This is a genomic window from Mucilaginibacter sabulilitoris, from assembly GCF_034262375.1.
Lineage (GTDB): Bacteria > Bacteroidota > Bacteroidia > Sphingobacteriales > Sphingobacteriaceae > Mucilaginibacter > Mucilaginibacter sabulilitoris.
Window position 1 is genome coordinate 3,224,875 of record NZ_CP139558.1, and the last position, 26,979, is coordinate 3,251,853.

The 26,979-nt window shown below is 41.4% G+C and carries 30 protein-coding genes; 13 read left to right on the top strand and 17 right to left on the bottom strand.

Going from position 1 to position 26,979, the window contains the following annotated elements:
* Positions 1–23: 23 nt before the first annotated feature.
* Complete coding sequence (locus tag SNE25_RS14055) at positions 24–2,171, bottom strand: FUSC family membrane protein (protein WP_321565736.1); 2,148 nt, start codon at positions 2,169–2,171, stop codon at positions 24–26.
* Between the two features lie 293 nt (positions 2,172–2,464).
* On the opposite strand from SNE25_RS14055, the gene SNE25_RS14060 reads away from it, so the two are divergent.
* Positions 2,465–5,035, top strand: a complete 2,571-nt coding sequence (locus SNE25_RS14060) for a phosphoenolpyruvate carboxylase (protein ID WP_321565737.1) — start codon at positions 2,465–2,467, stop codon at positions 5,033–5,035.
* 209 nt (positions 5,036–5,244) lie between these two features.
* Here the strand turns inward: SNE25_RS14060 and SNE25_RS14065 are convergent, their stop codons facing one another.
* From SNE25_RS14065 to SNE25_RS14075, 3 genes are all read right to left on the bottom strand, one after another.
* Positions 5,245–5,904, bottom strand: a complete 660-nt coding sequence (locus SNE25_RS14065) for a YdeI/OmpD-associated family protein (RefSeq protein WP_321565738.1) — start codon at positions 5,902–5,904, stop codon at positions 5,245–5,247.
* A gap of 139 nt (positions 5,905–6,043) precedes the next feature.
* Entirely contained in the window at positions 6,044–6,574 is a 531-nt protein-coding gene (locus tag SNE25_RS14070; RefSeq protein WP_321565739.1) for an RNA methyltransferase, read from the bottom strand.
* A gap of 66 nt (positions 6,575–6,640) precedes the next feature.
* On the bottom strand, positions 6,641–7,807 hold the full coding sequence (locus SNE25_RS14075) for a galactokinase (protein WP_321565740.1): 1,167 nt from the start codon (positions 7,805–7,807) through the stop codon (positions 6,641–6,643).
* Between the two features lie 206 nt (positions 7,808–8,013).
* Here SNE25_RS14075 and SNE25_RS14080 point away from each other — a divergent pair, with 206 nt between their 5' ends.
* Complete coding sequence (locus SNE25_RS14080) at positions 8,014–8,304, top strand: YciI family protein (protein WP_321565741.1); 291 nt, start codon at positions 8,014–8,016, stop codon at positions 8,302–8,304.
* Here the strand turns inward: SNE25_RS14080 and SNE25_RS14085 are convergent.
* The 5 genes from SNE25_RS14085 to SNE25_RS14105 form a co-directional block, all read right to left on the bottom strand.
* The gene (locus SNE25_RS14085; RefSeq protein ID WP_321565742.1) at positions 8,285–8,827 is read right to left on the bottom strand and encodes a GrpB family protein; all 543 of its coding nucleotides are present in this window, start codon (positions 8,825–8,827) and stop codon (positions 8,285–8,287) included. The two genes, SNE25_RS14080 and SNE25_RS14085, sit on opposite strands and share 20 nt — an antisense overlap.
* Positions 8,828–8,839: 12 nt before the next feature.
* Positions 8,840–9,253: a hypothetical protein gene (locus SNE25_RS14090; protein ID WP_321565743.1), complete on the bottom strand. Its 414-nt coding sequence runs from the start codon at positions 9,251–9,253 to the stop codon at positions 8,840–8,842.
* A gap of 86 nt (positions 9,254–9,339) precedes the next feature.
* Positions 9,340–10,197: an aldo/keto reductase gene (locus SNE25_RS14095; protein WP_321565744.1), complete on the bottom strand. Its 858-nt coding sequence runs from the start codon at positions 10,195–10,197 to the stop codon at positions 9,340–9,342.
* Positions 10,198–10,294: 97 nt separating this feature from the next.
* Entirely contained in the window at positions 10,295–10,699 is a 405-nt protein-coding gene (locus tag SNE25_RS14100; RefSeq protein ID WP_321565745.1) for a DUF1761 domain-containing protein, read from the bottom strand.
* Positions 10,700–10,758: 59 nt separating this feature from the next.
* The gene (locus SNE25_RS14105) at positions 10,759–13,482 is read right to left on the bottom strand and encodes a carboxypeptidase-like regulatory domain-containing protein (RefSeq protein ID WP_321565746.1); all 2,724 of its coding nucleotides are present in this window, start codon (positions 13,480–13,482) and stop codon (positions 10,759–10,761) included.
* A gap of 336 nt (positions 13,483–13,818) precedes the next feature.
* On the opposite strand from SNE25_RS14105, the gene SNE25_RS14110 reads away from it, so the two are divergent.
* The 6 genes from SNE25_RS14110 to SNE25_RS14135 all read left to right on the top strand — a co-directional run bounded on the left by SNE25_RS14110 (position 13,819) and on the right by SNE25_RS14135 (position 18,134).
* Positions 13,819–14,631 carry an AraC family transcriptional regulator gene (locus SNE25_RS14110; protein WP_321565747.1) on the top strand — a complete coding sequence of 271 codons (813 nt, stop codon included), beginning with the start codon at positions 13,819–13,821 and terminating at the stop codon, positions 14,629–14,631.
* 67 nt (positions 14,632–14,698) lie between these two features.
* The gene (locus SNE25_RS14115; protein ID WP_321565748.1) at positions 14,699–15,646 is read left to right on the top strand and encodes a nitrilase family protein; all 948 of its coding nucleotides are present in this window, start codon (positions 14,699–14,701) and stop codon (positions 15,644–15,646) included.
* 76 nt (positions 15,647–15,722) lie between these two features.
* Positions 15,723–16,208 (top strand): methionine-R-sulfoxide reductase, encoded by a 486-nt coding sequence (locus SNE25_RS14120; RefSeq protein WP_321565749.1) that lies wholly within the window; start codon positions 15,723–15,725, stop codon positions 16,206–16,208.
* Between the two features lie 27 nt (positions 16,209–16,235).
* Positions 16,236–16,859, top strand: coding sequence for a peptide-methionine (S)-S-oxide reductase MsrA (msrA, locus tag SNE25_RS14125; RefSeq protein WP_321565750.1), 624 nt, complete (start codon positions 16,236–16,238; stop codon positions 16,857–16,859).
* A gap of 110 nt (positions 16,860–16,969) precedes the next feature.
* Entirely contained in the window at positions 16,970–17,377 is a 408-nt protein-coding gene (locus SNE25_RS14130; RefSeq protein WP_321565751.1) for a hypothetical protein, read from the top strand.
* A gap of 172 nt (positions 17,378–17,549) precedes the next feature.
* Positions 17,550–18,134, top strand: a complete 585-nt coding sequence (locus tag SNE25_RS14135) for an O-methyltransferase (RefSeq protein WP_321565752.1) — start codon at positions 17,550–17,552, stop codon at positions 18,132–18,134.
* Positions 18,135–18,300: 166 nt separating this feature from the next.
* On the opposite strand, the gene SNE25_RS14140 is transcribed toward SNE25_RS14135, so the two are convergent.
* The 5 genes from SNE25_RS14140 to SNE25_RS14160 all read right to left on the bottom strand — a co-directional run bounded on the left by SNE25_RS14140 (position 18,301) and on the right by SNE25_RS14160 (position 21,859).
* The gene (locus tag SNE25_RS14140; RefSeq protein ID WP_321565753.1) at positions 18,301–18,594 is read right to left on the bottom strand and encodes a DUF3892 domain-containing protein; all 294 of its coding nucleotides are present in this window, start codon (positions 18,592–18,594) and stop codon (positions 18,301–18,303) included.
* Positions 18,595–18,839: 245 nt separating this feature from the next.
* On the bottom strand, positions 18,840–19,055 hold the full coding sequence (locus SNE25_RS14145; RefSeq protein WP_166088316.1) for a hypothetical protein: 216 nt from the start codon (positions 19,053–19,055) through the stop codon (positions 18,840–18,842).
* 141 nt (positions 19,056–19,196) lie between these two features.
* A complete protein-coding gene (locus tag SNE25_RS14150; RefSeq protein WP_321565754.1) occupies positions 19,197–19,748 on the bottom strand; it encodes a GNAT family N-acetyltransferase in 552 nt (183 codons plus the stop codon).
* Positions 19,748–20,923, bottom strand: a complete 1,176-nt coding sequence (locus SNE25_RS14155) for a M28 family metallopeptidase (protein WP_321565755.1) — start codon at positions 20,921–20,923, stop codon at positions 19,748–19,750. The genes SNE25_RS14150 and SNE25_RS14155 overlap by 1 nt, the downstream gene beginning before the upstream one ends.
* Before the next feature lie 21 nt (positions 20,924–20,944).
* The gene (locus SNE25_RS14160; protein ID WP_321565756.1) at positions 20,945–21,859 is read right to left on the bottom strand and encodes a hydroxypyruvate isomerase family protein; all 915 of its coding nucleotides are present in this window, start codon (positions 21,857–21,859) and stop codon (positions 20,945–20,947) included.
* A gap of 355 nt (positions 21,860–22,214) precedes the next feature.
* On the opposite strand from SNE25_RS14160, the gene SNE25_RS14165 reads away from it, so the two are divergent.
* From SNE25_RS14165 to SNE25_RS14180, 4 genes are all read left to right on the top strand, one after another.
* Entirely contained in the window at positions 22,215–22,403 is a 189-nt protein-coding gene (locus SNE25_RS14165) for a hypothetical protein (RefSeq protein ID WP_321565757.1), read from the top strand.
* A 163-nt stretch (positions 22,404–22,566) separates the two neighbouring features.
* Positions 22,567–22,752 (top strand): hypothetical protein, encoded by a 186-nt coding sequence (locus SNE25_RS14170; protein WP_321565758.1) that lies wholly within the window; start codon positions 22,567–22,569, stop codon positions 22,750–22,752.
* A gap of 90 nt (positions 22,753–22,842) precedes the next feature.
* Positions 22,843–23,328, top strand: a complete 486-nt coding sequence (locus SNE25_RS14175; protein ID WP_321565759.1) for a hypothetical protein — start codon at positions 22,843–22,845, stop codon at positions 23,326–23,328.
* Between the two features lie 57 nt (positions 23,329–23,385).
* Positions 23,386–23,586, top strand: coding sequence for a hypothetical protein (locus tag SNE25_RS14180; protein WP_321565760.1), 201 nt, complete (start codon positions 23,386–23,388; stop codon positions 23,584–23,586).
* A 201-nt stretch (positions 23,587–23,787) separates the two neighbouring features.
* Here SNE25_RS14180 and SNE25_RS14185 read toward each other — a convergent pair whose 3' ends face one another.
* The 3 genes from SNE25_RS14185 to ppnP form a co-directional block, all read right to left on the bottom strand.
* On the bottom strand, positions 23,788–25,245 hold the full coding sequence (locus SNE25_RS14185; protein ID WP_321565761.1) for an IS1182 family transposase: 1,458 nt from the start codon (positions 25,243–25,245) through the stop codon (positions 23,788–23,790).
* Between the two features lie 141 nt (positions 25,246–25,386).
* On the bottom strand, positions 25,387–25,716 hold the full coding sequence (locus SNE25_RS14190; protein ID WP_321565762.1) for a YbjQ family protein: 330 nt from the start codon (positions 25,714–25,716) through the stop codon (positions 25,387–25,389).
* Positions 25,717–25,916: 200 nt separating this feature from the next.
* Entirely contained in the window at positions 25,917–26,198 is a 282-nt protein-coding gene (ppnP, locus tag SNE25_RS14195) for a pyrimidine/purine nucleoside phosphorylase (RefSeq protein WP_321565763.1), read from the bottom strand.
* 168 nt (positions 26,199–26,366) lie between these two features.
* On the opposite strand from ppnP, the gene SNE25_RS14200 reads away from it, so the two are divergent.
* The gene (locus SNE25_RS14200) at positions 26,367–26,933 is read left to right on the top strand and encodes a DUF6252 family protein (protein WP_321565764.1); all 567 of its coding nucleotides are present in this window, start codon (positions 26,367–26,369) and stop codon (positions 26,931–26,933) included.
* Positions 26,934–26,979: the final 46 nt, after the last annotated feature.

Genomic DNA, 26,979 nt, shown 5'->3' on the forward strand with positions numbered 1-26,979 from the left:
GTCCGTAGTTAGCCAACGTTGCATCATTGCAATATATTATCGGTAATTTTTGCTATATCGTAGCTTATTTTATTGATAAAACCCAGTTGCTCTTTCAGCAAATTATCCTCTGCTAATAATTCAGGCTTTTCAATATTGATAGCGGCAACAGGTTTGCCTATATTAAATTCAATGCCCGGCCCGGCAAGTTTTTTATTACTTTCGTTTAAAACAGATATGCTTTTTTTAACCAGTTTAAGCGCTTCGGCGTGAGGCTGTAATGTTTCTTTTTTAACCAGGCCCGATGCTATATTGGCTATGTACGATGATAAGATATGGTTAAGTACAACAAACTTATGCACATCTTTTACTTTGCGTTGCTTGCTTTTGGGTTCGGATGTCATGCGTTCAAATGCGGCCGATAAATTGGCCGATTTTACATATACTTCCTTACGGGCCAGTTTATACATGGTGGTGCCTGTTACTTTACCCGAAAGACTTTCGGCAATAGTGATCAGGTAATTAATATTGGCAACTATTACATCGCGCAGCGTCTCCTGAATTTGCTCAAACTCCCAGGTTGGGAATATAATATAGCTGGCAATAAACGCAATAGACGAGCCTATAAGTGTATCTATTATACGCTCCTGCGCTATGTTTAACAATCCTACTCCTAAAAACTTAAACAGGATAAGTACAAATGGCGTAGTGAAAATTACACTTACCACATAGTTTAGCCTTTGAAAGCTATATGCCCCAATCATAAATATCATCAGGAAAATAAATTGAACGGTAACATTGGGTATAAAACTTAGTATAAGTATACCAATGGTACCGCCCCCTATAGTACCAATAAGGCGCTGGTAATTGCGTTGTTTTGAAAGGCTGAAACCTGGTTTCAGGATCACAATAATAGTTAACAATACCCAATAACTATGATGGCCCTGTGCTATTGTTTTAGCCGTGATAAAACCTACTAAACAAACCAATGCTACCCTTAATGCGTGTTTAAACACGCCCGATTCAAATGTTAAGTTGTCAAAGAAAATATGCGGCGTGTAGTCCTGGTGCGTTACAAACTGTGAATATTCAATATCGCCCCGCACCTCGGTTGATTTAGAAGCGGTTTTAGAGTTGTAATAAACATATATATTATTAATGCTTTCGCTTAGCGCACGCAGGTTAATGAGTATTTTTTTTAATACCAGGGTGCTTGTTTCCTGATTGTTTTTGCCAATGTCATCAATTTTTAACTTTAGTTTTTCAAGCTCAATATTAAAATCTTTCAGGTGTTTGTGCTTTGTGTTGGATAGTATGAGATAAGCGATATCATCAAGTTCATCGGCCATGTGGTGCAGTATGCGGGCAATTTCATTCAGTATGCCGGTGTCTTTAAATTTTTCACGTATATAACCATAGTCATAATGTGTGGCCATGATCTGTTCAAACATATCAACCAGATCAACAAACGTGAGTACCAGCAGCCTGCTGGCCGCGGTTGATTCCCTTACCAGCAACCTGCTTTTAAACAACAGTTCGCGCACTGCGTCCTGGTGCTGGCTCACCTGTATCTGCCGGGATACCAGTTTCCGGTAATTTTCGTCAATGTCGGTATCTATCAAATAAAAATCGGCCTTGATACGCAAAAATTTGGCAATATCGGCTACGTTTTCGCCCAGCGCCTGCTGCGCCGCTCGGTAAGGCCTTATGCCAAAAAACACAATACTGAACAGCATATACCATATACCACCTGCTAAAATAATAGCGCTATAGCCAAGTACGCCGCTGGCAGGTAATGCCTTGTCCATCATAAATATCATAATGAGTAGCGAACAGGTACCCACCGATGCCGCCCGGTTACCATAAACGGTGAACATGGAAAAAAGGAATGAGAACAGTGTGATTTCCAGCCCCAGGGTGAAAATATTAAGCCGGGCAAAGCCTGTAATAGCCGCCACCAGGAAAAGGCATAAATTACCAATTGCCATGGAGTTACGCTTGTGGCTTACCGGGCCGGGGCTGTCAATAACACAAATACAAAGCGCCCCCAATGATAAGGTAAGGCCTAGGTCAAACTGGTTAAACTCTAACAACACCAACGATGGCAGTAGTATCCCCGCTGATATGCGCAAGCCGTCAGAAAAATACTGGCTGTAAAAAAAGCTTTTTATTTCCCTGGTATTAATATTCATCAAAATAGTTTTATTTCCTGGTTGAGGCGATGTAAAAATAATCAAAGGCAAGTTATTAAAATCTTTCTGCCTGCCTTTGCTGAATTTTTTTAATAACACTTTGAACAGAAATTTAGAGGTAAATTTACAATAATTAAATTTTTGTTGCTTTTTTTAGTAAATTTGGTATCAATATCATAATACTTTTATTAAATTAATTGCTTATAGCTGAAATTTAATTTTAGATAATTAAATTCACCCCCGGTTTTGTGCAGTAGCCAGTACCACTTAGTTTCACCCAATTATTTTAAACTATGTCGTTAACCTTAAAACTCAGTCAAAGAGAAACAATCTTTAATAACGAGGTTGTAACCAGGTTTGAGTTATATAATAGTTTATTTCAAACATTACCCTTTTACCAGGTAAAGGATACCGGTATTTTACTTCCGTTTTTTAGTTCACACTGCGAAAAAGGTGCTATAAAGCAGGCATCGCCTACTGATATCATTGAAACTTTTTTTAAAAAGTACGTACCCGATATCGATCATCGTGAACAAATAAACCGCATGTTCAGGTTTATACAATATATTGAACGCCAGGTGGTTTTGTTTGATGCTATTGAAGATTCGTCTTTTAATAAATTGGGTAAGTTTGATGATTCAGGTACGTTGCAAAGCATGCTGCAGCAAGCTGCCATAAGCGATGAAACCCGCAATAAGATTAGCGAAAAGTTGAAGGATTTTTCGTTAAGACTGGTGCTTACCGCGCACCCAACACAGTTTTACCCGGGTACAGTGCTCGGCATCATGACCGATTTAATTGAGGCAGTAAAGGTTAATGATATTCCAAGCATTGATGAGTTGCTGCAACAATTGGGTAAAACGCCGTTCTTTAATAAAACATCGCCCACACCGGTTGACGAAGCCGTTAGCCTGTCGTGGTTCCTTGAAAATATATTTTATCATGCGGTATCGGGTATCCAGTCAAAACTGGAAGAGGAGTTTGATATTGATGTAACTAACCAGGTATTGGAGCTGGGCTTTTGGCCGGGCGGCGATAGGGATGGTAACCCCAACGTAACCACACAAATTACAAAGGATGTTGCCAGCTTTTTAAGGCAGCGCCTGTTTAGGTGTTATTACCGCGATTTTAGGGTGCTCAAACGTCGTATCACCTTCAGAGGGGTTGAAAAGGCAATGGACAAACTTGAAAAATTGCTGTATAAAAATGCCAACGAGCACCCCGATACTAAGAATTTGCAGGGCGAGTTGCTGGGTTTGCTGCAATCTATCAAACAAACCATTATAACAGACCACGACAGTTTGTTTGTTGACATAGTTGAAAACCTGATCCAGAAGGTACGTTTATTTGGTTGTTATTTCGCTACGCTTGATATAAGACAGGACAGCCGTGTACTGCGCAGTGTGTTTGATTATTGCTTAAAGAATATTAAAACCGACACAGTTAAAGGTTATAAAGATTTAGAAGAAGAAGAAAAGCTAAAACAGATCAGTTTTAACGAAGCTGATTTTCATTGCCCGGATGAAGCTGATGACATGACCCGAGATACCCTGAACACCATCAGGCTGATGCAGGAAATTCAGCGCAGCAATGGCGAAAAGGCATGTCAGCGCTTTATCATCAGCAACTGTCAGCAAGCCTCTGATATATTACAGCTTATTGATTTGTTTTTATGGAGCGGATGGAAAAAAGACAGCCTGAGTGTTGATTTTATGCCGCTGTTTGAAACCGTGAACGATTTGGCCCGCGCCGGAGAGATCATGGAGCAACTGTACACACATCCGTATTATGCCGAGCATTTAAAAAAACGCGGTAACAGGCAAACCATTATGCTCGGTTTTTCTGACAGTACCAAAGATGGTGGTTACCTGATGGCCAACTGGTCTATATATAAAGCCAAGGTCGAACTCACCAGCATGGCCCGTAAATATGGCATAAGCCTGGCGTTTTTTGATGGCCGCGGAGGCCCGCCTGCACGTGGTGGCGGTAAAACCCACCGCTTTTACGCGTCAATGGGTAACGAGATTGCTAATGAGCACATACAGCTTACCATACAGGGACAAACCGTAAGCTCACAATATGGATCGGTAGAAACCGCAAGGTTTAATATGGAGCAATTGATTAATGCTGGTATTATATCGGCTTTACACCCTAACCATAACGACCTGCTTGATACCCGTCATAAGGACCTGATATCGCAAATGGCCACCGAAAGTCATAAGTTATTTATGGCGCTGCGTGAGCATCCTTTATTTGTAGATTATCTGGAGAAATTTAGTCCGCTTAAATTATTGTCGCGCATCAATATCAGTAGCCGGCCAACCAAAAGAAATGCCGGAGCGCCTTTAAAGCTCGAGGATTTGCGTGCTATTAGTTTTGTAACTTCCTGGAGCCAACTGAAGCAAAATATCCCCGGATTTTATGGAGTGGGTACTTCCTTGAAAAAGATGAAAGACGCTGGTAACTGGCTCGAAATAAAAGAATTGTACAGAACATCTGGGTTCTTTAAAACCATGCTGGATAATTGTGCCATGTCTATGTCTAAGTCAGATTTCAGGGTAACTGCTTATCTGGGAAAAGATGAAAAATTTGGCAAGTTCTGGAAAATGCTTAAAGACGAATACGAGCTTACCCGTGAAATGCTGCTTGACCTAACCGGAAGCACCGTACTGATGGAAGAATACCCGGTTGAACGTCGTTCTATAGCCATACGCGAAAAAATTGTATTACCGCTGGTGATCATACAGCATTATGCCTTACAATGCTTAAATAACAGCAAGGACAGCGAACTTACTGAAGTATACCATAAGCTGGTGATCAGAACCGTTTACGGTATTGTAAACGCCGGCCGAAACCTGGCATAAGGTTATGTTATTTCTTATCAGACTTACGAAGTTTTAAAACTTCGTAAGTTTCCTATAAAAAAAGGCCTGTCATCCTGAGCCTGTCGAAGGATCGTTCGGAAAGGGCTGTCCGCTATGCTTTGACAGCCTTAGCGTGACAACCTTAGATCTTATACAAAAAAAAATAGATATGTCATTGCGGGGCACGAAGCAATGACATGTGTTTTATCTTACTTATCCGTCGGATTCTTCTTTTTGTTCTGTAGCATCGTAACCATCTTAGCTAAACGATCCTGGCGGGTTTTTTCCTGTTTGGCGGTTAGTATCCATAACACATACTCCTTTTTATGGCTGTAGGCCAGTTGCCGAAACCAGTCGAGTACACCCGGATACTTTTCAAGTTCAGCTTTAACATAATCGGGTAGGGTTACTATTTTATTATCTACATCAATAAAAGCGCTGTACTCATTGGTCCGGATTACATCTTTGCGGCCTTCCGAAACTTTAGTTTGATCAATAGAGCGAAAACGGAGGGCTGTCCATACCTCGTTTACAGCAGCAGCTGCGACCGGGCGAAGCCCGTAACTGCCGGGAGCGTCCCAACTGCTCATCATTTCCAGATCGGAGGGGATACCCGAATTTTTTTTCGGATAAATGATCCAGAAAACTGTATCATCCTTTAATAAAGGGGCAATGATTTGAAGACTGGTAGCCAATTCGGTACTGTTGGTGACAAATAGTTGTATGCCATTAAAGTTCCCCTCGGTATTAAATACTACCTCAGCACCATTGGGCAAAGGGTTTAAGCTATCCGGATATCCGGCTGGTGAATTATAAATTAACCAGCGGGAATTTGGTTTTATTTGCAGTTTTTTGGCAAGAGCATTCATGGTTTACAGCAAGGGATTAGCTAATTTAATAATAATTAGCAAAAAACTGCGTCATGCTGAACACAGTGAAGCATCTGTTTTTAAAAGGAAGGTTTACGAAATAGATTCTTCGTTCCTCAGAATGACAAGGCTGTTTAACCTACATTGTCATTTTGGCGAAAAAATCCCAGAGCACAATCCCTGCAGATACTACAATATTAAAAGAATGCTTGGTGCCAAACTGGGGTATTTCGATACAGCCATCAATGTTCTGCATTACTTCGTCACTTACGCCATTTACTTCGTTGCCGAATATCAGGGCATACTTTTCGTTTTCGGCAGGGGTAAACTCGTTAAGCATTGTGCTGTTTTCGGCCTGTTCGACGGCTATGATGCGATAACCATCATTACGTAATTGTTCAACGGCCTGTAAAGGTGTTTCGTAATAAGTCCAGCTGACGGATTGGGTGGCGCCAAGGGCAGTTTTCTCAATTTCGCGATGAGGAGGCTGGGCGGTTATACCGCAAAGACAGATCTGTTCAACAGCGAAACCATCTGATGTACGGAAGATAGAACCGATGTTGTGCATGCTGCGCACATTATCAAGTACTACAGCTACCGGCAGCTTATCCTGTGTTTTAAATTCATCAACCGAGGCCCGGTTCAGCTCATCTAACTTTAGTTTACGCATCTTTTTTGTCCATGGTCCATGGACAACAGACCATGGACTTTATTGCGCAAAAGTATTAAAAAGCGTTTAATTAACGGCTACGCTCAGTAAGCCTACGCCGTTGCCTATTAAAGAGCTGTATACCGATGGTTCATAACCTATCTTTTGGGTGTAATAATCGCTTACAGCCTGGCTGTAAGCGTCAAATGAGTCGCGTTTAACCAGTGCTATGGCACAACCGCCAAAGCCTGCACCGGTCATGCGGGCGCCGGCAACATTAGGGTCGGTTTTGCTGTATTCGGCTATCGTGTCGAGCTCAATACCACTTACCTCGTACTGATCGCGCAGGGAGTTGTGAGAAGCATACATCAGTTTGCCAAATTCGGTAAGGTCATTATTAGCCAATGCCGCGGCAGCCAGTTTTACACGGTCGTTTTCTTCAATAACGTGTTTGGCGCGCTTTAACACCACCGCATCGGTAATCAGGTGCTCATGCTTTTTAAAGATATCGGCATCAATATCGCACAGGTAGTTGATTTTAAGTTCGGTTTGTAAAGCTGCCAACGCCTGCGCACATTCCTGCACACGTTCGTTATATTTTGATTCGGCCAGTTTACGGGGTTTGTTGGTATTGATGATAGCCAGCACATAATCGCCCAGGTTGCTATCAACTGCCTGGTAATCCAGTGTGTCGCAATTAAGCATCAGGGCTTTGTTCTTTTCGCCAAAGGCAACTGCAAACTGGTCCATAATGCCGCAGTTTACGCCAATAAAATTATTCTCAACAGATTTTGCAAGTTTTACCAGGTCAAGCTTGCTGTAACCGGCGTTAAAAATATCATTCAGCGCGTAAGCAGTAACAACTTCTATAGAAGCAGATGACGACAGACCAGAACCGATAGGTATATCACCATAAAAAAGCATGTCTAAGCCCTTCAGCTCGTGGCCATCCCTTGTAAAATGCTCAATTACACCAATAGGGAAGTTAAACCAGTTATCGCCTTCTTTTTCATAATGCTGCTGCACAGGAACATCCTGCTTTTCAGAAAAATTAAGGCTCCTGAAACGGAACACACCATCTTCATTTGGCGATGTTAGCAAATAGGTGCCAAAAGTAATGGCGCATGGCATAACCAATCCGCCGTTGTAATCAATATGTTCGCCAATGAGGTTTACGCGCCCGGGTGAAAAATAAGCGTTGTCGGCCTCTTTGTTATAAAGCTTGTTAAATTCCTGGTGTAAGGTATTCTTCATTATTACAGGTTTGTTATATGGGAAACAAATATTGTAAAAATTGTCATATTTACAGTTATAAAATTAATTTTTATTCAAAAAAATTTAATAATTCTATTTTTTTAGCTGTTTTTGCTGGTGTTTTCAATCAAATGGCTTTAAAAACCGTAATTTGAAACAGAACGGTTTTTTGCCTGTTGCTTTAATACAACATAATTATTTATAAAATGAAACAATACCTGGTTACCGGCTACGACTACACAGACCCAGATGCACTGCAACGCCGCATGAATGTTCGCCCGCATCATTTAGATAGCAGTAAAGCCTTAAAAGAAAGCGGGAATTATGTAACAGGGGGCGCTATCCTGAACGACGAAGGTAATATGATTGGCTCGGTAATGATCATGCAGTTTGAAACCGAAGAAGAACTGGAGGCGTGGAAACAAAATGAACCGTACATTACCCAAAAAATATGGGAATCGGTTGATGTGAAGCCGTTTAGAGTGGCGCCTGTTTAGTTACAGCAGTCCGGGCCTCGGTGAGCAGTGCGGCTATAAATTGAGTTTTATGGTTTGAATAAGCAATTAATGTATCTATTCTCTGTGCAATCGCTTCTTCCTTAATTTGGGCGTATTTTTTGGCTGCCTCCGGCTGGCTTAGAAGATAGTCTCTTAAAAGGATATTGTTACGCCAAAGCTCACTGTCACTCAACATAATGTGTACGTTGAAAGCCTGTGCTCTGCGCTTTCTGAAATATTCCCTGCCAGGTACCCCGGCTTCTCCAAGATATTCATAACCCAGAGCTATTAAACCGGATTTGATTTCAGGCAATGATTTCCATGAGGTTGGGCCAAGCATAATATCGACAACAGGTTTCGCACTTAACCCTATAACCGCAGTACTGCCAATGTGCTCCAGTTTGAATTTAACCGGCGAAAGCACATTATGAATTTCGAAAGCCTCCTCCTTAAATAATTCCGGCCACTGCGGATTATAATCGCTAACGGTGATTTTTTCATCAATGATACCCGGTGTAGTCATTTACCTATAGTTTTAAACAAGTTCAATCCATTTGTTCAGCTGCCAGTAACCCGAGGCATCTTTTGCATAAAAAGCCGTATAACTCTTACCCTGCATGGTAAAATCAAACGACAGCTCTTTTACCGAACTGTCGCTGGGTAAAAAGTTGGGTAAAATGCTATCGGCCACCAGTGCTATCGATTCATCGAGCAGGTTGCGGTTTTCCTGCGCTTTTTGTGCCATAAGGGCGGTATGGTTTGCATAATCGGCATAGGTGGAAAACTCATAGCCATTATCATTTAGCTTACGGGCGGAGTTAAAAGCATCTTCGGCAACCTGGTCCTTATAGGCCTCCATGGCATTTAACAAATCACCGGCAGATATTTCGGGCATACCGTCTCGTCCTGTGGTATAAAAGCTGTTCAGTATTTCTTCTTTACTTTTCATGTTTTGCTGTTGATGCAAGCAGTGCAAAAATAAAAGGATGCCATAACATCATGGCATCCTTTTATTTTATTTAACTGTCCTGGTGATTATTGCCCGCCGTTCAGCGCTTCCAGCTCTGTTAAATCATTTTCGGTTAATGAGATGTTCGCGGTTTTCATATTCTCTTCCAGGTGTTCAACGCTTGATGTGCCCGGTATCAATAAAATATTGGACGAATGGTGCAGCAGCCAGCTTAAAGCTATCTGTTGAATGGTAGCCTCATATTTATCGGCCACGCGTTGAAGTATCTGCTCACCCTGTACATTGCCGCCACCCAGCGGGTACCACGGAATAAACGCAATATTATGCTCCCGTGTGTAAGTCAGTTCTTCTTCCCACTTCCGATTGTCAACACTGTACATATTTTGTACCGATACCACCTCAAAAAACTCCTGCGCCTTTTTTATATCGGCTACACTAACCTCAGATAAACCTATGTGTTTGATCTTACCTTCCTGTTGCGCTTTTTGTAAAAATTCAAATGATTTTTCAGCAGGTACATTAGGGTCGATGCGGTGCAGCTGATACAGGTCGATATGATCCTGTTTCAGGCGTTTTAGGCTGCCTTCAAGCGCTTGCTGTAAATGAGCGGGTGAGGCATCAATAGTCCATACGTTGGGGCCGCTACGAAGAAAGCCGCCCTTTGTGGCAATGAGCAGGTTGGCAGGGTAGGGTGCAAGTGCTTCCGCAATTAACTCTTCAGACACATTAGGGCCATAACTATCGGCTGTATCAATAAAGTTAACGCCCAGTTCAACCGCTCGTTTTAATACGCGTATACATTCGTCCTTATCTTTTGGCGGTCCCCAGATACCCTGACCTGTGATACGCATGGCGCCATAACCTAAACGATTTATGGTATACTCGCCACCGAGGGTGAAAGTTTTTTCAAATGTGTTTGCCATGATGATAGTTGTTATTAAAATTGTAACTCAAATATGGCCGCATTGTTTACACTTGTATAAGCAAATTGTAATATTGATAAGCTAATGCCAATCATATTTATCTCCAGGCACCGATAATAGTACCCATCAGCGTTAAGGAAACAAGGCTGTAGCCTCCGTTTATAAATATCAGCCGCCAGCTTTTAATCTCAAATAAACCTTGTATGGCTATAGCGCCAAATGTCCAGATACCGGCCAGGAAACCCGCCATGGCTCCCCATGTAATGTCGGTTTTAGAATCGGCCAGGAAAAAACCCAGGTTAATGGCCATAATAACAGAAAATATAAACGAAAAACCAAATGTGCGGGCCTTGCTCGATGCCTTTAATTCGTCGGCATTAAGTTTATTATCAGCCATCCACGCTTTTGCAAAAAGGGCAGGGGAATACCAGATACCGCCAACTAAAAATGCGGATAGACCAGCCACAATAACGGCCAGCCAATTGATTTGTGAAGGATCCATGATGATAAGTTTATGTGTATAATAAAAATAAGAAAATAAATCCTTATTTAATTACAACACTACTTCACCTGGAAATGTATCACCTGCCGGCCTAAATTACCTTCGCCATCCAGGCCTTCAATAATGGCCCGGTATGAGCCGCGAGCATCACTGTTAAAGAAGTTGAAGGATGCCGTGCCCGTTTTATCGGTTACGATTTTAGGGTTCCAGTAAATGGTATTACGCAAATCGGCGCCAAGCGCACCGCTTTTGTTTACATCATACTTTGGCATATAAAACTCTTTGGCTTTATTATAGCCCTGTATGCCAAAGGTAACCACGTTTTGTTTAGGTATAAGCGCCTGCAATTGGGCAAGTGTTATTTTTTCCTTTTTTACTACCCTTTTATTGATGACTAAAACACCATTTGTTTGGTTCATACGGTTAATGCCGCTCACACCATCGGTTAAAAATATCTCAACAGATGCTACTTCCGGCCCTGTAATGGTTGATAAAAAGTTAACATCCACCGGCATGCTGCCAACGTAAATCTGTACCGGCACTTTTTTACCGGCATTATAATCGCGGGTAATGTAAAAGTTATTGTCAACGTAAGTTAAGCCAAACGCCATGGTGCTTAAACAATTTACCAATAGCGGACAATCCTTTAACTGGTCGCCGGATATTTCATGATCTGCCTGTGCCGGCAGCCCCGAGAATGTACCGAAATCATTATGGCTTGGTTTTTTCTCAAATTTGGTTGACTTAATTACTACCTCTTTCAGCACGCGGGAGTTTTGATATTGTTTGCGGGCGTTATCAAGATAGGGGCGCATAGCGCTGTCTACGTTTACAATTTCATCGGGGGTATTAGGATTTTTAGTTAATTTCTGATACAGTTCACCGTTAACATTTATGACCAGGTTTTTGCTGTTTACGTTATTACGGGCACTCAGGGTAATTTTTGAGGTGTCCATCACCGTTACATTAGAGAACTTGAAGTTACCGGAAAGGTCGGTTATGGTTTCGGCCGAATAGTTACGGTCTGGTATCAGCAAACGTATGTTGGCTTTGCCCACGGGCAGGCCGGTAGTTGTTCTTAATATACCGGATACTTCAATACCTTGTTCCGGCATTATGTAAACAGGCGGGTTTTTATCGGCGAGTATATCCTCGTAAGAGAAACGGCGATACCCTTGGGTAAGCATCAATATATCCAGGTTATCGAGCTTTTCCTGGTCGGGCTTGTTAAAATAATAGTTGGGTTTTTCTATATATCCCTTCAAATCAGATGTTAGCAGCAGGTAACTCAATATGGTTGTTTCCGAGTCTTCATTGGTAGGTACACTTGTATCATCCAGTACGGCTACGGAAAAACTCCCTACAACCGGGGCAGCATTGTTTTTTGCTGAAACAGACATTCTTACGTTTTGCCGGGTAGTGTATGATGGCTTATCGGTTTTTAAACCCAGGTTTAACTGATCATTATGCTGTATAAATACCACACGCTCACATAAGGCATAGCCGCCCGATGAGAACAGCGTGAGCTGTACAATGCCGGTTGGGAATTTACTTTTGGGTATATTGGCAGTATAACTAAGGTTCTGCATTACGGTTTGCGCCGCGTAGTAAACCACACCGCCGCTTTGCGCTACCAGGTAGAAGCTTTTATTTTGCTTGCGCTGTAAAAACAGTTCATTGGCCGATATTTTAACCGTGAGGTTATCGGCATCGGGACTAAATGCTGATAAGTTTATACCCATGGCCTGTACGCGCGGCAGTTTATAAGTAGCCGTTGAGCCGTCGGGAAAAGTTACGTTGGCGGTATAGGCTTTACCGGTTTCGGGGGTTAAGGCAAATATACCCATCCCTAAGTGCGAGGTTGTAATGTTGGCCATAGCGGTACCCTGATCGTCGGTAATGGTGCCTTTAATATCAACCCCTAAACCTTTGGAGTTGATGGCCTTAAACGCAATTTTTGAGCGGATGCCGTTGGTTAACTGCCCGCTTTCGGGGAAAAACTGAACGTCATAGGCTGTTACCGCACCCTTTAACGAAAAGGAATTGGTAACCGTTTTCCGTTCGCCCATATCAATGGCTGTTACCAATGATCCGGTGGTTATGGTGGATGCCTCGTTTTCCGGAATATCAACCAGTAAGTGGCCTTTTTCGTCGGTACGGCCTGCACCTTTACTTACCGGGTCGCCGTTACGCATTAACTGCCAGCTTACCCTTCGGTTGGCATAAGGGGTATTCGACGGATCTTTATACAATATATCGGCATCAACCTTTACGGCTCCGGTTTTTTTAGATGAGCTTTTGTAAGTTATAAAAGTATTTACCTGGTTATCAATGGCATTTCCTATATTAATGGTATGATCGTAAAAGTAATCGGCATCAAAATTTCGCATCCAGTTGGTATATGCCCTGATGCGGTAAGGGCCCTGCTTATATGTATCTCCGGTCAGGATAATGTTGCCATTGGCAGCGCCGTTTTTTACAGGTAACCGCAGGTTTTCCATTACAGAATCCTGGCCGTTTATTACATCGACATAAACCACCCCGCTTAATCCCGACGGCTGGTGTTTTTCAACCGTTACATAGGCTTTAAACCAAATAGTATCGCCAACGGCATAATAAGGCTTATCCATGTGCAGGTAAACCTTTTCAATAGGATAACTGCTTTGAAATTTGGCAGTTTTTTGAATAAGTGTAGTTAAGGGGATGCTATCCTGCTGTGCCAAAGCGGCTAAACTGAAAGAAAGCAACAGGGAAATTACGAGTAAAAATTTTCTTGATATCATTAATATAATATAAAGCAGCTAAAGGGGCTAATATAAACATTTAGGGTTGTTGCATACCGAAGCCGCAAATGTTTTAACACTTTTTTACAAACCATATAAATTTGAAGAAGCTTAAAACAGCGACGGTTATGTACCACCAGGCAAACAAAAATATTGCTTTTTGCTTATCAAACGGAAAGTTATAATCAATATGTTGTAAGGGAAACATAATAACATGATTGTTACTTTTTGGAAAACGTTGGTCGTATATATTTTGCTTCTAAAAGCGCATTTCATGAGTTGGATAAAATATACGCCACCTGCCGCTTTTACGTTCAATAAACATTAACTTTAATTATGCAATTAACGCCATCACCGTATCTTTTCCATATAGTAAAGCACTATTTGATATTGGAGAATAAACATGATGCCCCATCTAAATACCGGCTATTCTCCGATGGCAATCCCGGGATAGTTTTTTATTTTAATACACCGTTAATGCAGTACACTGATCAGCATCTGTACGCACATCCATCCAGTTTTGTATACGGGCAGTTAACTCAGTATAAAGACCTTGTTTCTGTTGGGAAATTAGGGATGCTAGTAGTGGTGCTACAGCCCTACGCTATTTACGCGTTATCGCGCGTTGCAGCCTATGAATTAAATGATGACATCGCTAATTTAAGCGATGTTTTTGGTGCTGTAGCTACTGATCTGGAAGATCAGGTTTTAGGCGCTGCAAGTACCCAGGATAGGATAAATCATATCGAAAGCTTTCTGCTCAAAAAACTTAGTATAGTATCTTATACTGAAGGTATATTTAGCAATGCCTTAAAGCTGATCAATGATTATAAAGGGAATATCTCCGTTGCCGGTTTGTTGAATATTTTGCCGGTAACAGAGCGTCAGCTGGAACGAAAGTTCAAACAATTTATTGGTGTAGGACCAAAACGCTTTGCCGATACGGTTAAATTACAGCATTTTTTGAAGCTACTGCAAAAACAATCTCCCTGCAATAATATTGCTGATACCGTTTACGAGGGTGGTTACTATGACCAGGCCCATCTGAATAACTATTTTCGAAAAAATACGGGCATTACCCCATCGCAATATAAAGCCAACAGCAATCCGCTCGCCATTAATTTTATATCGGTCCCGGCGGTTTTATAATTGTCGGTTTTTTACAAGGACAACACTTTTTAGGCAGCTATGTTTGTTAAACATTAAAATTTGATACATGAAAAACCTGAAAATAGCAACCGCTCAATTTGAAAACAAAAGCGGCGACAAAGCCTATAACCTGTCGGTAATTAAAGACCTATCTGCAAAAGCGGCACAGCAGGGGGCAGATGTGATAGCCTTTCATGAATGCTCAATTACCGGTTATACTTTTGCCCGGCATTTAGATAAACAACAAATGCTTGATGTAGCGGAGCTTATTCCTGATGGGCCAAGCATACGGGAGCTTACCACTTATGCCCGTGAATTTGACATTGCTATATTAGCCGGATTGTTTGAGAAAGATGCTGATGATAATCTTTTCAAGGCCTATGTATGCGTTGATAAAAGCGGACTGGTTGCCAAACACCGCAAGCTTCATCCTTTTATAAACCCGCACCTAACGCCGGGCAATAGCTATACCATATTTGACCTGAAGGGCTGGAAATGCGGTGTCCTGATATGTTATGATAATAACGTTATTGAAAATGTACGGGCAACTAAATTGCTGGGCGCCGATATTATTTTTATGCCGCACGTAACAATGTGTACGCCATCAACCCGGCCGGGTGCCGGTTTTGTTGATGCACGGCTATGGCTGAATAAAGAGGCCAACAGAGAGTTGCTGCGTTCGGAATTTGATGGGCTTAAAGGCCGTAGCTGGCTCATGAAATGGCTGCCTGCCCGTGCCTATGACAATGCCATATATGCAGTGTTTTCAAACCCGATTGGCATGGACGATGATCAGCTGAAAAATGGCTGCTCCATGATTGTTGATCCGTATGGTGATGTGATAGCTGAATGCAGGTCACTGGACAATGAGATAGTTATTGCCGAAGTAAGTGAGGATAAATTATCACTGGCCGGCGGGTACCGTTATATTAAGGCCCGTAAACCTGAACTGTATGCCGATATTATTGGCAAGCCGCACGAAAGTGAGCAAAAGGTGGTATGGTTAAATAAATAACCCGCGCTTAGTCAGCCTTGTGTAAAAACGCGTGTATAGTAATATCTTTGAGTGCGTTTTTGACGTAAGTACTGATATGCGAAAATTAATCATTGCACTATTGTTCCTGCTACCTTTTGTGGTAACCGGTTGCAAGCAAAAAACCGAAGCCCAGGAAGCCCCAAAAGCTAAGCACAACTATAATAAATTAACGCCTGAACAAGAAGCTGTTATCGTAAATAAAGATACAGAGATGCCTTTTACAGGTAAGTATCTGAAAGATATGGGCAAGGGTGTTTACGTTTGCGCGCGCTGTAATGCGCCGTTATACAACTCCGGCAGTAAATTCGACTCTCACTGCGGCTGGCCCAGTTTTGACGATGAGATCAAAGGCGCCGTTAAACGCGTTCCCGACCCGGATGGTATGCGTACCGAAATTGAATGCGCCCATTGCGGCGGTCATTTGGGCCACGTGTTTTTAGGCGAGGGCTTGACCCCGAAAGATACCCGGCATTGTGTAAACTCTTTATCGTTAAAGTTTGTGCCACAGGCCGATGTTAAAAACATTAAAGTACTTCAATAAATTATCAATCAGTTTTAAGTCAATAATATGTATCGTAATAAAATTTTTCTGTTCTTTTTTGTGGTGTTATTTAGCCCGGCCGCTTTTGCGCAAAAGCAGGCTGCTTTGCCCGCAGGTACGCAAACCGCTACTTTTGGCATGGGATGTTTCTGGTGTTCAGAAGCTATTTTTACCCGGTTAAGGGGCGTAACAAAAGTAGAATCGGGGTTCTCTGGCGGCACAGTGAAAAACCCAACCTATGAGCAGGTTTGTACCGGCGAAACCGGTCACGCCGAAGTAGTGCAGGTTTATTTCGATCCTAAACAGATCAGCTATGCCGACCTGCTGGAAGTGTTCTGGAAAATGCACGATCCAACCACCTTAAACAGACAAGGGGAGGATGAAGGCACTCAATACCGTTCGGTAATATTTTATCGTGACGACGCGCAAAAAGCCGAAGCCGAAAAATATAAGGCAGCACTGAACAGTGCCAAAGCTTACCCTAACCCGATAGTTACCCAAATTGTACCGTTTAAGGCCTTTTACAAAGCCGAAGATTACCACCAGAATTATTTTGCCCTTAATGGCAGCAAACCATACTGCCGCCTGGTAATATTGCCCAAAGTACAAAAGCTGGAAGAGGTTTTTAAAGGCAAACTAAAAAGCAACTAAGCCCGGATACTTGCTGAAGCAGCCACCGTTTTAATGCCGTTATCAATTTGTTAAAACCTAAACATGAAGTTTAGGTTTATTTATTAAGGTAATAATTAAAACAGATGGTTATGTTAAGTACATATTATAAAATATGGGTTGATGCCATTGTACTGGAAAAAGGCAAAAAAGGCGAGCAGGGAAACTGGAAAGCATTTACCCTAATTCCGATGTCGCTGCTGCAGGGCGTTAACCTGTTGACGCTTATTTTTGTGATCAGGATGTTTACCCATCAACAAGTGCCGGTAGTGTTGAGCTTTGATATATTCAGGGAAAGGGTCTTCAATACTTTTTTTGCCGGCGCGCTTACATTTTTTATCCCCTTTGTGATACTCAACTACCTGCTGGTGTTTTACAACCAGCGTTATAAGTATCTCATGAAAACCTATACCGGCAGTAATGGTAAATTATACCGCAACTACTTTTTTATAACTGTTGGCGTAATTGTGGTTCCCCTGGTTTTGAAACTGATATTCTAAAAGTAGTTTCTGTAAAATAAAGCTGAAGTTAATGATTTGTTATTTCTAAATACCGATATGGTATTTGGTATAAAAATAGTCTTAATTTGTTTTTTAATATGGTTTAATTGCTTATACTTGTGATGTGTGAAACCTAATAACAAAAAAATAAACTTAAATCCACATATCACCAATGAATCAGGAAATAAAACAAGCCTATCCGAAAGCTTACGAGGCTATTGATAAAGCCACCATCGAATCGGGGTTTACTATGGCCTCAGATGCCTTAACATGTTCATTACTGAAAACGCTTGCTGCCTCAAAACCCAATGCACGATTTTTGGAGTTAGGCACAGGTACCGGCTTATCTACCTCATGGATACTTGAAGGAATGGATGCTGCATCAACACTGGTTTCTATAGATAATGATGCCCAATTTCTGGCCATCGCACAGCAATTTTTAGGAGATGATAAGCGGCTGGAGTTAGTTTGTACCGATGGTGACGACTGGTTTGGACAAAATAAACACCTTAAGTTTGATTATATTTTCGCTGATACCTGGCATGGCAAATACTTACTGCTCGACGAAGCTATAACCATGCTTAACCCGGGTGGGCTATATATTATAGACGATATGCTACCCCAGCCCAACTGGCCCGATGGTCACCATGAAAAAGCCCTGAAGCTGGTAGAAGTTCTGGAACAACGGACCGACCTGGTGCTCACCAAACAATGCTGGGCAACCGGAATTGTTATAGCGGTGAAAAAGGTGGTGTAAATTATTGCGGCGGTGTAATCATCCTATATCAAAGAAGTTAAATAACCAAAAACTGAAACGTTTAAGTTTTCCTGTGCAGGGTTGGCAATAAAAATAAAGGATAATAAAAAACCAAACCTGCTGAAATTCATTCAACAGGTGGAGAATGCAAAGTTAATTATACAGCTTATGCACTTTGGGGCAAGGCAAGCAGATGATCGGGTTCCGATTCGTCATTAACTGTTTTAACATATTTATTGCCTTCGGGACAAACTGCTGGGATGAGGCTGGTCTTTTTACCGTATTGATCAATAATATAAGCTTCACCATCACCGTCTTTTATCCAGTCGTAAAGTTTATCCCGCTCAGTTATTCCCTTAACGTTGATGCGCTCATTTACCCACTCCAGCGAATCTATCGCTACGTAGGGATTTTGATGAAGGCCCGCATCGGTTTTTATGCAAAGTATTCGAACTGACATTGTTTATGTGTTTTAATTAATAGGTCCATAAAATTAAAACAAATAAAAAAACGAGAAAATAGGTGTTTTCACCCATTTGTTATTGCGTAAAATTACACACAAAGGTTGTGAAGCTAAGGGGCTGAAACTTGAAGAAAAGCTTAAAAGCTACGAAAAGTTTAAAAATTGGCGCCGGATGGGCAAGAGGAAAAGATACAATAAATATACCCTGGTTTACGCAAGAACTTAAACCAGGGCATTATAATTTACCAGCCAGTGCCTTTTTTGGCATTACCGTTTTTAATATGCTCTTCGGCTGTTGCTTTTCCCATGATGGCTGCCATTTTATTGCCAGCGCTATCTTTACCTGTTGCAATATACCTGCCCGATTTTACGTCGATAACCGGATCAATCATTGGTACGTTTTTAGTTTTTGTTTTTACTGAATACGCGGTAATACCGCTTCCTTTTTCTGTTGCCATGATAAGTTCTTTTGTTTTTAATTGTTAACCCCATTTAAACCGAATTGTTTTCGGCCTTAGCTATAATTGGTATTTATGCTGTAAACATGCATTAAAATTTTTTAATTCAAAATACCCAAGGTAAATATTTTGTTAACACATTTAATTTTTTGTTAACAACGTATATACTGCGGTATCGGCAAAAGCACCGTTATGAAAATGGTCTTCTTTAAAGTATGCCTCGCGCACAAAGTTGTTTTTTTCGAGTAATTTTATGGAAGCGGCATTGCCTGGGCTTACATTGGCTTGTATGGAGTGCAGGTTCATAACCCCGAAACCATATTGTATAACCGTTTTTATGGCTTCCTGCATAAGACCGCTACCCTGAAATGCGGGGTTCAACAGGTAGCCAATCTCAGCTCGGTAGTTTTCTTTTTCTATCCTCCAAAAGCCTATGCTGCCAATAAATTCATTGCTGTTTTTAAGGCTGATGCACCAGGTGATGCCGTTGTTGCTGTTTAACAGATCGTTAATAACTTTTATCAGGTCAAGGGCATCATTTGTGGTTTTTGCCAGCGGACGGGCTATATATTGCATTATTTGAGCATTGCTGCGCACTTCAAAAAAGGCAGGCACATCGGTGTATTCAAATTTTCGCAGTACCAAACGCTCGGTAGTTAAAACAGGAAAGGGATTAAAATTTAATTCAAGCATTAGTTGGCAGATGATAGGGTTACCGGTCTTTTTTTCATGAGACTTGTATTAAACTTTACAATCAATTTAAACAGATGATTATATTCGTTGAGCGGGAGCGTGGCGCTGATGTCGTAAATATCATGGTATGCTTTTATACCGCCCAGCGTGTAAATAAAAAAAGCGGGCACTCCCTTTTCGGTGAAATAATAATGGTCGCTGTTGGCGGCTTTTCCCCTCGGGTTCACCTTTATGAGGTAATTATTTTCACTGTTGATTTGTTTTAGCGCGGCAAATTCATGTGGATAAATAGTTGCGTTTACTACAGTAATACCTTCAATTCCGGTACCGTTCAGGTCTAAATTAATCAGGAAACGGATATTTTTCAGGGGGATGAGCGGGTTACCGGTAAAATATTTAGAACCTAACAGGCCGGCTTCTTCGCCCGAAAAGCAAATGAAGGCCATACTGAATGGTTGCGGGTGCGCTGCGTAATACTTAGCCAGGCTCAGCAGTTGTGTTACCCCGCTGGCGTTATCATTAGCTCCCGGGAAGTATATACTGCTGCCCATACCACCCAAATGGTCATAATGAGCGGTAATTACAATAACCGAATCAGGTTTGGCAGTTCCCTTTACTATGCCGCAAATGTTGGCGGTTTTAAAATCGGGGATCAACTGGTTCTCTATATCGGTGTAGATGCTGTTAAACGGCTGCTTTACTGCTTTTTTATCCAGTTGTATCAGTGTATAATCAAGCGCCTTGCTTTCAACCGACCAGGTGAGCTTGTCTTCCAGAGAAAGCACAACGCGGTTTTGCCTGTCAACAAAGTGGGTGCTATCCATCTGTTCCAGTTTTCCTGCTCCGGTTACCCCTTTACTGTCCGGACTCACAATGTAATCTTTTCCAGGTACCAGTTCCGCGCCGTTTATAATCACCTTCATTTTACCCGGAAATGTGTTTACGGGGTAGCTAAATTCCTGCAGGTAATTTTTCCCATCCATGGGTTTTACACCATAAGCCTTAAACTGTGCCGATAAAAAAGCGGCTGCCTTATGCACACCATCATTGGTATAACCACGGCCCCAAAAGTAGGGCGATGTAAGGGTATCAACCATTTTGCGGGCAAACAGGCTGTCCTGCGCCAGCAAACAATTGGTTGTTAGCAACAATGCAATGGTAAGTTTAAATTTCATTTATGAGGGAAATAAATAGGGTTATATAAAGCTGTCTGCCTCGCGGTAGGCTTTAATGAGTGCCAGCTCACCTTCTTTGCCTTCGCCTGCAGTACCGTGTTCCATCCCCATAACACCTTTATAACCTTTATTATAAATGTGTTTAAATATGTTTTTATAATTCATTTCGCCGGTACCCGGCTCTTTACGGCCCGGGTTATCGCCAATCTGGTAATAGCCAATCTCATCGTAAACCCAATCAAGGGTTGTTATAATATTGCCCTGGTTGCGCTGTACATGGTACATATCATACAAAATTTTGCATGATGGGCTACCCACCGCCTTGCAAATGGCATAAGCCTGGTCGGGTGTGCGTAAAAACAGGTTAGGGTTGTCGCTCAACGGCTCCATTACAATGATAAGGCCGTGCGGCTCAACAATAGCGGTGCCTTTTTTCATGGCCTCAATAACATTGCCTGTTTGTATACCTATGGGCAGGTTGCGCACAAAATCGCCGGGTACAACGGTAACCAGTTTACTGTTGATGCGCTTGGCAACTTCTACGGCTTCCTTACAGCTGGCAATAAATTTATCCAGGTACTCGGCCTTGCCCGACGCCAGCATATTGGTATCATTACCTAAACCGGGCTGCACAAAAACACCCATAACCATACCCAGTTTGGCCAGTGTATCGCCAATTTTCTTTTGCTGTTCAACAGGGCGGCCAGCCATACCATTATCTTCAATGGCGCGGAAGCCATTATCATAAGCAAACTTTATCTGGTCAATAAAATCGGCGCCGGCATGGCTTTTAAACATGCCATCGTGTATGCCATAATTTAAATGGAAAGGTTTGGTGCTGTCGGTTGCAGTAGTATTAGCTGCTTTTAAAACACCTGTTGTAAGTAATGATGCACCTGCAAGCACCGAGCTTTGCACAAAGTTTCTGCGTTTCATATAGGCTATTGATTTTTGAGGAAGCAAGATAAGGCAAATTCAATTAAAAATTCAAAAGTCAAAAATGGACATTTGGATGAGGGTATAGTGGTGGCCCCGATAAGATATTTGGAAAAAATATCGTATATTTGTGCTACAAACGGAAAATTTATTGCTATTTCCCATATAGCCACCTTGTTAACCGGTCCTTGTTGATCAGGGTTCATTTTATCCCCGCTGATACCGTTGCTGCCCGGAAATTAATTGATGATCCTCTTCATGTATAATCACTGCCTTATCAGGCTCCGTTGATTGGTTTTTTATAGGTTGAGCCCGCGGGAAAGGCATATTGTTTAACTAAAATTTTTTAATAAACATGGCTAAATCGCAAGCAACCTTCATGAAAAAACAACTGGAAAAAAATAAACAAAAAAAGAAAGAAGATAAAGAACAACGCAAACTGGAACGGCAGCAAAACAGCACAGGCGGCGACCTGGAAAGCATGATGGCTTATGTTAATGAATTTGGCGAAATAGTTTCAACTCCTCCCGAAAAGAAAGCTTAGCTTTCAATTTACAATTTATGTAGTGTAACAGACGAGTGTTTACACTACATAAAAGTGTATTTTCATACCTTGTTAAAGGGTCAGAAATCCTGAATTACTTTTCCTTTCCTGCTTGAAATAACAGCTTCATTAAATAACTTTACTGTAACAAACATTTATTTGTATGAAACCAGTTTATATTTTAGTAGCAGGCTTGTTCGCATTATCAGCAAGTTTACTTATCGGATTTTATTTTCCGGCTATATCGGATACTGCAAAGGGTTTTTTAATGGGTATGAGCATAGGTATACTGGTAGTAGGCTTAATTAAATTACCGCATGCCCGCTCATCTGCAGAAAAAACGGTTTGAAAGATATCGAGTACATATTTATTTAATTTTGGAGGTATTGAACCTTTTACCATTTAAATTGTCATAACCAATATTGATTGATAAATGGCCATGAAAATAAAACTATATGCCCTGCTTTTGTCAGGAGCGCTTTTTGCCTCGTGCGCAGGCAATCGCAGTAATAGCAATACTGATACCTTAAGTAAAAAAGATACAGCGCAGGCCAACGCAGCCGATGCACCCCCTGTAAATATGCAATATTGCTTTTACCATACCGATGGCACACAGGCTCAGGATACCACTATGGTTAATATGCTTATAAATGGTGATAAGGTAACCGGTAAAATGAGCTGGATACCCAAAGAAAAGGATGCGCGCAAGGGCGATATTACAGGTATACTTAAAGGTAATGCCATAAAAGCAGTATGGACTTTTATGCAGGAAGGGGCTAAAGATACGGTAAGCGTTGAGTTTCAATTAAGGGGTAACGCACTTGCGCAAAAGCCTTATCAGTATGATGCCAAAACAGGCAGGCAGCAAACCAACACCAATGCAGATTACAGCGTGATTTATAGTATGAAAAATTGTACTAATTAACGTTGATTTGTTACATTAGCTTCAGCATACTATAAACCATAAGCCTCTTATATTAATATGATGAAAAAAAGAGAAACCAGTATATTGTACCTCGTATTAGGCCTTTACACCCTCATGATTAGCTGGTATTATAACCACTCGGTAATATTGCTGCTTATCCACTATATATTCTGGCCCGTTTACCTAGTGTACGAGTTATTAATTGGTCACCTTGCCAACGGCATGTGGAAAACCATTCCGCTGTCGTACTTTAACTGATATTACCTTTTAATAAAAAACACCCGACTATTTAAGAGGGCACTGAAAAAGTAGCTTAATAAGCTGAAGTATTTGAAGCGAGCAATAGAAAAGGCAACTTTTACTTGGTCGCTTTTTTATTTTAGGGGATGGGGTGATTTGTTAGGGCTGATATGAGCCGAAGGTGCAATTGATGACAAAGCAGCCGCTTTAACTTGGCACTTAGCTTATCAGCTTGATGATTCTCTTAAGATTTACTGTAAAGATGGCCAACGCACCCTGCATCTGCATATTTTCGATACCGTAAGCTATTGCCCGGTCATAACCATGAACGTTTTTTAGCTCACTGTTCTTCGCTTCGACCTTATATCTGTGTTTGATACTTTCTTTATACTCTGCCGTTTCCTGGAATGCCATCTGCTGCAGGTGCATGTCTGATTTAATGCTGACCGAATAGGTTTTAGCCTTCGCGCCGGGCTTATAGCAATGCTCTCTTAATGGGCATATCTTACATTTTTCAACATCAAAGTAATAGGTGTCTACCTGATTCTCGCCGATATTCTTTTTCCCGCCGCGTGCTTTTCGGATAGCCAGATGCCCTGCCGGGCAGACGAACATGCCTGCATCCTTATTATAGTCAAATCTGTCCTCATCCTTTCTGAAACCCTGAGTGATGGAAGGGTTTAGTTTGGCTACAATCTTTATCTCTTGAGTGCTCGTCAGTTCAAGATTGTCTTTTCCTGAATAAGCTGAATCGCCGATAATCTTTTCTACGTTGATCCCATTGTTTTGGCTGATTTCTAAAAGTTTGGGAAGCTCCGGACCATCACCTTTTTCACCCGATGTGATTACCGCAGCGGTAATGATGCGTTCCTCTGTCATCGCCAAATGGGTCTTATAACCAAAGAATGAGCTATCAGCTGATTTATGGCCGGTTTTGGCATCCTTGTCTTTAGATTTAGATACTATATAGTGCCCCTGAGTATCTGCTACTGTCTCTTTCAATAGATTCAGTTTTTCTTTTACCGCAGGTATCTGGCATAACGGTTGATCGGCTTCAATATACTTTTCCAATGCACTGCAATAAGCCAGTTCTTTTTCCAATTCGTCGGCTGTGTTCTTTTCGGGCATGCCTGCCTTCATATCTTCATCTATCGCATAAACAGCTTTGCGGAGTAACTTTGAACGTTCCCGCAATACTTCCAATGCTGAATACGGGTTGGATCTCGACAGGGAATGGGTAGCATCAACAATAATGGATTTTGAGCGGATGAGCCCTTTTTCAATAGCTATGGTCACCGTTTTACCAATAAGCAGGTTTAACAGATCATTATCCTTTAGCCGCAGCTTTCTGAACTTGGTCAATGAACTCGGATCGATAGTTCCTTCTTCCGGTGACATATCCAGGAAATATTTGAAAGACATATCATACTGCGAACGCTCAACAACATCTACATCTGAAACCGTATAGATCGTTTTCAACAACAGATACTTGAACATCCGTACAGGGCTTTCCGCTGCCCGGCCGTTAGTAATGCTGTATTTGCTGATCAGTTCATCATAGATAAATGTAAAATCTACCAGGTCATTGATCTTCCGAAGAAGATTGTCTTTAGGAACGATCAGGTCATAAAGACCTGAAAACGCGCTAAACTGTATCTGTTGTTGTTGGTTAAGCATCTTTAGTGTCTTTCTTTCGACACTTTAAAATACAAAAAACGGGGTAGAAAACCCTCGTCTTCTACTCCTTTTGTCCATTTGGACTTTTTCAGTGCCCTCCTATTTAACCGGGTGTTTTTTTATGAGTTTACGTAACTCCGTTTAAACCTTTTCAACCACAACAGCGGTACCATAGGCCAGTACCTCGGTTATGCCCTGCATTACCTCGTTGGCATCATAACGCATGTTAATAATGGCGTTGGCGCCCAATGCCTGCGCGTGTTGTATTAAAAGCTGGTATGCCTCTTCGCGGGCATTTTCGCAAAGCTCTACGTAAATAGATAGCCTGCCACCAAAAAGCGATTGAAAACCACCTGCTATATTGCCCAGGGCGCTGCGGCTGCGTACGGTAATTCCGCGTACAACGCCTAAATGTTTAATCACATGATAGCCCTCTAATGAGGTGCTGGTTGTAATAAGTGAAGTATCCATCTGTTTTTAATTATTGGTATGATGTTTTATTTGTGTTTATAGTATAATTAGATGTTTTATTGGCCATGTAATTACACGCAATGCCTCATTTATTTCAAAGTACTTCAAAATTATTTTGTCATCCTGAGGAACGAAGGATCTATTTGGCACTTGCTTGCTGATGAATAGATGCTTCACTGTTCAGCATGGTACTTGTTTTCTTACCTGTACTTACAAAGATATGAGCTTTGTACGTTGGTTTTTACCTTGAATGAAGTATTTGCCTCTACCTCAAACGATTGGCCGGCTGTAAATGTTTGCCAGTTCTGCTCTCCAGGTAGCAAAGCTTCCATCTGGCCCTCAATAATGGTCATGGTTTCGTGGCTTGAGGTGCCAAATTCATATTCGCCTTTTTCAATAACGCCAATGGTTGATCGGCCTTCGGCTGTAGTATAGGCAAGTGATTTAACAGCTCCTTCAAAGTATTCGTTTACATTAATCATTGTTTTATAATTTTAGGGCCTAATATGCTCAAATAAAATCATTTGTTTAATAAATACAGCGCACATATTACATATGTCAAAAAAAGCATAATGTTAAAATATGTGAAAAAAGTAACTTTGGTTGTAATTATTACTTCTTAAAGAGCGTTATTTGCATAAAATTTATATATGAAGAAAACTCAACTAATTATGCTGCTGCTTTTAACAGCTATAGGTTTCCAAAGCTGTAAAAAAGACGCAACTACTTCTGCTTCTACCACTTCTGATAAAATTCTGTCTGCTAATATTAATGGTAACGCCTGGAATCCTGATACCGTGCGCGCCGCCATTACCTATAACGATGCTGCCAAAACTAAAGCTTTTACTGTGGTTGGTACTGCCAATCAACAACAGGTGAGGATCAATATAACCCTGCCAAACAGCACCAATGACAATGATTTCCCTTTAGCTACTTATAAAGTTGATGCAACCACCAGGGTGGTATTAAATTATGACGAATATAAACAACTTCCTGATGGCTCATATGATTATGTGCCCGTTGGCACGGTTGAGGCCGGTTCAGGTTCGGTTATTATAACCGCTATTGATAAAGACAAAAAACTGATAACCGGTACCTATTCGTTCTCTACCAGGCACATTGATAAAGATGAAGAGGGCAATATTATATCAATAACAACAGTGAATGTGTTACTGGGTACCTTTACCAATTTGCCCTATTCATTTGTAGCTAATTAACGGGCTTATTTTAGCTGCCGGTATACATATATAAAGTTAAAACGAA